Annotated in this window: 6 protein-coding genes; 5 read left to right on the forward strand and 1 reads right to left on the reverse strand. The window is 67.7% G+C overall.

All coding sequences use genetic code 11. The features are described from left to right. On the reverse strand, positions 1-910 hold a 910-nt coding region (locus AB1346_02055; GenBank protein ID MEW6719213.1), incomplete at its 3' end, for a saccharopine dehydrogenase NADP-binding domain-containing protein. Between the two features lie 122 nt (positions 911-1,032). Between AB1346_02055 and AB1346_02060 the strand changes: the two genes are divergently transcribed. From AB1346_02060 to AB1346_02080, 5 genes are all read left to right on the forward strand, one after another. Beyond that, positions 1,033-2,688 (forward strand): ATP-binding protein, encoded by a 1,656-nt coding sequence (locus AB1346_02060; GenBank protein MEW6719214.1) that lies wholly within the window; start codon positions 1,033-1,035, stop codon positions 2,686-2,688. Positions 2,689-2,692: 4 nt separating this feature from the next. Then, complete coding sequence (locus tag AB1346_02065; GenBank protein MEW6719215.1) at positions 2,693-3,442, forward strand: response regulator; 750 nt, start codon at positions 2,693-2,695, stop codon at positions 3,440-3,442. Then, positions 3,435-4,382 carry an HD domain-containing phosphohydrolase gene (locus AB1346_02070; GenBank protein ID MEW6719216.1) on the forward strand — a complete coding sequence of 316 codons (948 nt, stop codon included), beginning with the start codon at positions 3,435-3,437 and terminating at the stop codon, positions 4,380-4,382. Before AB1346_02065 ends, AB1346_02070 begins: the two co-directional genes overlap by 8 nt. Then, positions 4,375-5,706 (forward strand): HD domain-containing phosphohydrolase, encoded by a 1,332-nt coding sequence (locus AB1346_02075; protein ID MEW6719217.1) that lies wholly within the window; start codon positions 4,375-4,377, stop codon positions 5,704-5,706. The genes AB1346_02070 and AB1346_02075 overlap by 8 nt, the downstream gene beginning before the upstream one ends. Continuing rightward, positions 5,703-5,997: GTPase (locus AB1346_02080; protein MEW6719218.1), on the forward strand; the 295-nt coding region annotated here is incomplete at its 3' end. The genes AB1346_02075 and AB1346_02080, both read left to right, overlap by 4 nt.

A 5,997-nucleotide genomic window follows, 5' to 3' on the forward strand; every position in this document is an offset into this window, starting at 1 on the left:
GCGCCGCCTCCTTCCCGACCAGATCGCCGATGGGCAACAGCCCCGCCGCCCCCTGCGCGCGGGTGGCGAGGCGCACGGCCGCCTCCGCGAGGAGGATGCTGCCGAGGGTCCCCGCGGGGTCCTCGAGCCGTGCGGTCCGCTTCCCGGCAGCGACGCCGCAGACCGCGGCGGGCGTTCCCGGAGGCGCCGTCATCGACCCGCGCAGCCACAGCAACGACGCGCCCGCGAACTCCTTCCCCACGGTCCCCAGCTTTCCGAGCGAGCCCGTGATCCGCGCCACCCGCGCTCCCGCCTTGTTCCCGGGGACTCCGAGGACCGAGCCGTCCGGGGTCGAGAAATACCGCCCGGGCGGCGCTCCCCGCGGGGCGTCCGCGCCGGCGCCGATCCGCTTCGCGCAATCGCGCAGGAACGCGTAGCCGCCGAAGCGGTCGGGGGAGAAGAACAGGAACCGTGAAGGGGCGGTAGCGGCGGCCCCCTCCAGGTAGTGCGCGGCGAGCAGGTCGGTCCAGCCGGGCATCATCCCGCACCCCGAGACGGCGGCGAGCCCCGCCGACCGGAAGGCGGCGTGGATCTCGTCCCGGTCGCCCGGCGGGAGCGGGAGGTCGCCGACCGACGCGGCGGGGACCCTCGCCGCCGCGCACGTCAGGAGGATCGTCTTTTCGTATTCCGCGCACGGTCCCACCGCGCTCGCGACGGCGTCGATCCCCTCGAGCAGGCGCGCCAGCTCCGGCGCCTTTCCGACATCCGCCATGGCGTACCGGCACTTCGGGGACAGCGCCTTGGCCATCTTCTTCGCGTCCTTGATGACGTAATCCACGAGGAGGAGCTCCCCGACTTCGGGGCGGCGGGACAGTTCGAGGGCGGCGGCGCGCCCGACGAAACCGGCGGCGCCGAGGAGCGCGATCTTCATGACCGCATCATACACCGCAAGCGTTTCGGTTTTTCACGCATTTCTCCCGTTTTTTCGCTCCTTGGGGGTAAAGAAAACGGGACGATTTTCCGATAATGATTGCGATATCTGAGGGGGGATCTATGACGCCAACAGGGGAGATTTGTTCGGCTTCCGGCCCTGGAAACGACCCGTACCGCATGATCCTGGAGTGCTATCCCCACCCGGCGTACCTGCTCGATTCCCGCGGGGTGACCCGCGAGGCGAACCTCGCGGGGCGGGAGCTCCTCGGCCCGGCGGCCGCGCGCGGAGCGTCCCGGTGCGGGGAAGCGTCTCCCGGAGAGCCGTTCCCGTTGTTCCCTTACGAAGTCGGGAGCTTCGCGGTTTCCGATGCAGGCGGCAGATCCTTCGACGCGGAGCTGTCGCTCGGGGACGGGGCGCGCCAGTTCCAGGTGCATCTGCGGCGGGCGCCCGGCGCGGACGGAAAGTTCCCGGGGATCCTGCTCGTCCTGACCGACATCACTCCCCGGGTCGGAGTGCAGCGGGAGCTTGCGGAAAAGCATCGGGAGCTCACCCGGCTCGTCGATCAGATCAGCTTCGCGAAGCGCGAGCTGGAAGGGGCGATCGACTGCGTCCGGGACATGATCGTCTTCACCGACGAGGATTTCCGGGTCCGGAGGTGCAACCGCTCGTTCCAGAAGTTCGTCGGCCGGGGTTTCCTCGAGGTCATCGGCGGGAAGGTCGAGGATTTTCTCCGCGAGAGGAACGTTTCCGTCGCCCTCGCGGAGACGCAGGAAGCCGAGGTCTTCCGGGAGGACACCGGATGCTGGTACCACATCCGGTGCAATCCCTTCACCTGGAGGGCCGACGGGGTCGTCCCGGCCGAAAACGAGAAGTCCAACGGCAACGTCGTCATCCTCCAGGACGTTACCGAAAGAAAGCGGATCCTGGACGAGATCGAGGCGAACAACGCGAAGCTCACCGAGGCGTACAACGCGCTCAAGAAGTCCAAGATGCACATCCTTCAGCAGGAGAAGATGGCTTCGATCGGGCAGCTTGCGGCGGGCGTGGCGCACGAGATCAACAATCCGATGGGATTCATCGCGAGCAACCTGAGGACGCTGCAGAAATACGCCGACCGGCTGTCGCGTTTCATCGAGGCGCAGGACAACGCCCTCCGGAATTCGGTCGGGGAGGTCGAGGAGGTGCGGAAGGCGCGGGCCGAGAACCGGATCGCCGACATCCAGGGGGACATCCGGTCCCTGATCGAGGAATCGCTGGAAGGCGCGGAGCGGGTCCGTGGGATCGTCCTGAACCTGAAGAGCTTCTCCCGGGTGGACCAGGCCGAGTCCAAGCATGCCGACATCAACGAGTGCCTTGAGAGCACGATCCGCATAGTGTGGAACGAGATCAAGTACAAGGCGAACCTCGTCAAGGAGCTGGGGGAGATCCCGCTGACCCGCTGCTACCCGCAGCAGATCAACCAGGTCCTGATGAACCTTCTCGTGAACGCCGCCCAGGCGATCGAAAAGCAGGGAGAGATCCGGGTCCGGAGCTGGGCGGAAGACGGCTTCGCCTGCGTTTCCGTCTCGGATACGGGATGCGGGATCCCGCGCGACGTCCTGGACCGGATCTTCGAGCCGTTCTACACGACGAAGGAGGTCGGCAAAGGGACCGGCCTGGGCCTTTCCATCGCGTACGACATTGTAGAAAAGCACGGCGGGAAGATCCTCGTGGAGAGCGAATTGGGGAAGGGATCGATCTTCACGGTGCGCATTCCGCTCGTGGAACCGAGGTGATCCGTTGAGACAGCGCCGCATCCTGTGCGTGGACGACGAAAGGAACACCCTCCGGGCGCTGTCGCGCGCCTTCATGGACGAGGAATACGAGATTCTCACCGCCCCGTCGGGAGCGGAAGGGATCGCGGTCCTCGAGGAGATGTCGCCGGTCCAGGTCGTCATCTCGGACTACCGGATGCCCGGGATGAACGGCGTGGAGTTTCTGAAGCAGGTCCGGGAGCGCTGGCCGGATGCGGTCCGCATGGTCATGTCCGGGTACGCGGACACGTGCTCCGTCGTGGACGCGATCAACGAGGGGCAGATCTACAAGTTCATACCGAAACCGTGGTCCGACGAAGAGCTTCGCATGACGATCGCCAACGCGCTCGAGCGGTACGACCTGCACCGCGAGAACGCGAGATTGAGGGAGGTGGCGCGGAACTTCGAGGAGGGCGCCGCGCAGCCCTGCGTGGACACCCTCGTCGATCACCTCCCCTTCCCCGTCGTGGCCATGGACGAGGCGGGGAAGGTCTTCCTCAGCAACCGGGAGGCGAAGGACCGGGCGAAGCGCTGCGGCCGGGACGGGGACAGGTACGAACCGGCGACCTTCCTTCCGGAAGAGGCGGCCAGCCTCGTCCTTCGGCTGAAGGCCGGGGAGGAAGGCCCTCTCCATCGCGCCTGGGAAGCGGGGGAGGCCTGGGCGTACCGGCTTCCCGCGGGGGGATCCGCCCGGAGGATCGCCGTTGTCCTCAAGGAGGGAACGGCGCGTGGGTGAACCGGTCCTGCTCGTGGACGACGAGGCCAACATCCTGAAGGCGCTGCGGCGCGTGCTGACCGAAATGGACCTGGAAGTCCTCGAAGCGGAGCGCGGGGAGGATGCCCTCCGGCTGCTGGAGGAGCACGACGTCGCGGTGATCGTCTCGGACAACATGATGCCCGGTATGCGGGGCATCGAGCTCCTCTCCCGCGCGAAGGAGCTCCGTCCCGACGCCGCTCGGATCCTCATGACGGGGTATGCGGACCTGCGCACCGCCGTCGAGGCGATCAACCGGGGGGAGGTCTTCCGGTTCCTGGTCAAGCCGTGGAGCAACGAGGAGTTCCTCCAGGCCATGGACGCCGGCCTGCTGCGCTTCCGTACGGTGCGCTCGCTACAGGCGGGCGACGCGGCGACGCTTCGCACCATCGCCCAGATGATCGAGCTCAAGGACCATTACACCCGCGGGCATTGCGACCGGGTGGCGTTCTTCGCGCAGTCGATCGGAAAGGCGCTCGGGCTGGGGGAGGCGGTCCTGAAGGAGATCGAGCAGGGGAGCTGGCTCCACGATTGCGGGAAGATCGGCGTCCCGGAGGCGATCCTCAATTTCGAGGGGCCTCTCGGCGGGGAGGAGAAGGCCGTCGTCCGCCAGCACCCGTTCTGGGGGGCCGAGGTGGCCCGCCAGGCGGGCCTCCCGCGCGCCGTCACGGACATCGTGCTGCACCACCACGAGCGTTGGGACGGAAAGGGATACCCGATGGGGCTCGCCGGGGAGCGGATCCCGCTCGAGGCGCGGATCGTCGCCGTCGCGGACACCTACGACGCCCTGATCTCCGATCGTCCGTACCGGAAGGGAGTCCCGGCCGACACGGCCCGGAAGATCCTCGAAGAGGTCGCCGGCGCGCAGCTCGATCCGCGCCTGGTCGCCCTGTTCCTCGGCCGGGAGGCGGCGGATGTCTGACAGCGGATTCGCGGCGCCCGTCAAAGTGCTTTTCGTCGACGACGAGAAGAACATTCTCAAGGCGCTGGACCGGCTTTTCATGGACGAGCCGTACGAGGTCCTGACGGCGGGCTCGGGGGAGGAGGGGCTGGAGGTACTGCGCACCGCCGCGGACGTCGGCGTCATCGTGTCGGACCAGAGGATGCCCTCGATGCAGGGCACCGAGTTCCTGGCGCAGGCCATGCGGATGTCCCCGGATACGCTTCGGATCCTGCTCACGGGATACGCGGACCTCAATGCCGTCGTCGACGCAATCAACATGGGCGGGGCATACCGGTATGTCGCCAAGCCGTGGCAGGATGACGAGCTCATCCAGATCGTCCGGGACGCCGCGCGGCAGTTCAAGCTGATCCAGGAGAACCGTCGGCTCGAACGGGTCGTCCGGCGCCAGAACGAAGAGCTGAAGGAGTGGAACGCCGAACTGGAGTGGCGGGTCCAGGAGCAGACCATCGAGATCGCCAACCGGAACAAGGCGCTCGAGGAGATGAACGGCCGGCTGAAGAAGTCGTTCGACGACACCCTGGCTTCCTTCGCGGGGCTGATCGAGCTCCGGGACCCGTCGGAGAGGCACCATTCCCGCAACGTGTCCGCGCTGGCGGAGGCGTTGGCGGCCGCGGCCGGCCTTCCCGCCGAGGAAATCGAGACGGTCCGGGTCGCGGCGCTCATCCACGACATCGGCAAGGTCGTCGGGGCAGAAGCCATTCCGCCCGGCGGGGTAGCGGCCATGACGCCCGCGCAGCGGAGCGCGTACAAGGAACACCCCGTCCGCGGGCAGACGGTCGTGGACAGCATCGAGGCGCTGCGGTCGGCGGGGGTGCTGATCAGGCACCACCACGAACGGTGGGACGGCGCCGGTTTCCCCGACGGCCTCCGGGGCCAGGCGATTCCCCTCGGCGCGCGGATCCTTGCGCTGGCCGACTTCGCGGACCGGGAGATGTCGAAGTGCCGGGGAGCCAACGCGCCGGAGCTCGTCCTCAAGGCGGTGCGCGGGGAAACGGACGCCGGGCGGATCGACCCGGGCCTGGTCCCCCATTCGGAGAAGGTCGTCCCCGAAATCCTCTCCCGCGCGCGGGTGGAAACGGACGCTTACGAGGTGGCGGTCGGCGTCCCGGCGCTCCGGGCGGGGATGGTCCTGTCCCGGGACGCCCTGAGCGGGACGGGCGTCCTGCTGCTGCGCGCGGGAACCGTCCTGGAAGGCGCGGCGCTGTCCGCGCTGACCCGCCACCTGGAGCTCGATCCGACGGGCACGGGGGTCTTCGTCTTCAGGAAGAAGGGAGCCAGATGATCGAGTACGACGAAACCGATCGGCGGCTCGTCCTGAAGGTCGTATACTACGGCCCCGCCCTCTCGGGGAAGACGACGAACCTGATGCGCCTCCACGACCTGCTGCCGAAGGACGGCAGGGGGAACCTCATGGTCCTCGACACGAAGAACGACCGGACGATCTTCTTCGACCTGCTCCCCTTCCACCTCGTGGCGCCGAGCGGGCTCAGGATCAAGCTCAAGGTCTTCACGGTCCCCGGGCAGGTCCAGCACGACCAGACCCGCAAGGCGGTCCTGCAGCGCGCCGACGGGA

It is taken from the genome of Thermodesulfobacteriota bacterium, from assembly GCA_040758155.1.
GTDB lineage: Bacteria > Desulfobacterota > Deferrimicrobia > Deferrimicrobiales > Deferrimicrobiaceae > UBA2219.

Coding starts and splice junctions, on each gene's coding strand:
- AB1346_02060 (MEW6719214.1), top strand. CDS start 1,033: ATGACGCCAACAGGGGAGATTTGTTCGGCTTCCGGCCCTGGAAACGAC.
- AB1346_02075 (MEW6719217.1), top strand. CDS start 4,375: ATGTCTGACAGCGGATTCGCGGCGCCCGTCAAAGTGCTTTTCGTCGAC.